The sequence below is a fragment of the Pseudoalteromonas sp. S554 genome, assembly GCF_005930865.1.
In the GTDB taxonomy this organism is placed as follows: domain Bacteria; phylum Pseudomonadota; class Gammaproteobacteria; order Enterobacterales; family Alteromonadaceae; genus Pseudoalteromonas; species Pseudoalteromonas marina.
Genome location: NZ_PNDV01000164.1, coordinates 1 through 593 on the forward strand (window position 1 = coordinate 1; position 593 = coordinate 593).

At 40.0% G+C, this 593-nt stretch carries 1 protein-coding gene; it reads left to right on the top strand.

Annotation, left to right across the window (positions count from 1 at the left end; all coding sequences use genetic code 11):
* The first annotated feature begins 121 nt into the window (after nt 1–121).
* Nucleotides 122–529 (top strand): hypothetical protein, encoded by a 408-nt coding sequence (locus tag CWB65_RS19485; protein WP_006792270.1) that lies wholly within the window; start codon nt 122–124, stop codon nt 527–529.
* The last annotated feature ends 64 nt before the right edge of the window (nt 530–593 follow it).

Below are 593 nucleotides of genomic sequence, written 5' to 3' on the forward strand. Positions count from 1 at the left end.
CCATATGTATAAATTTATTCTGTTATTGATTTGGATAAAATCTGATGGGAGGCTACAGCTTTTACTCTAAAGTTCAGTTGTCGGCAACAAGCACGACTCAATTAATTAGGAAAGGCAAACCATGAAACGTACACTTTTAAAAACCATCGCTCTTGGCTCATTATTAACTTGCTCTGCAGCTGTAATGGCTGATTCAAGTGACTACAAATTAATGGTTATTGAAGCGCAAACTGCGCCGCAGCCGCTTGAACAATCGTTTAACAGCTGCGCACTTAACGTTAAGTCAAAAAATTACGCACAGGCTGAAGCTATTTGTACTAAAGCAATTGCACTTTTAAAAGATGCAGACGCACCACGATTTAAAGTACGCCAGCTTACCTCATTCGCGTTAAGCAACCGCGGTGTAGCGCGTTTAAAAGCGAACAACGAAACGGCTGGTCTTGCTGATTTATACGAAGCTAAATCAATGTCTAACAGTACAATGGTGTCGCACAATTTAACACGTGCTAAAGAAGAGCTTTCTTTATAATAAGCATTAGCTAGCGCAAGTTTCAAAAAAGCCACTCCAAGGTATAACCTGTAGGGGCTTTTTT

What these genes read in the sequence shown, in the direction of transcription:
- CWB65_RS19485 (WP_006792270.1), top strand. Translation starts at nt 122, where the DNA reads ATGAAACGTACACTTTTAAAAACCATCGCTCTTGGCTCATTATTAACT.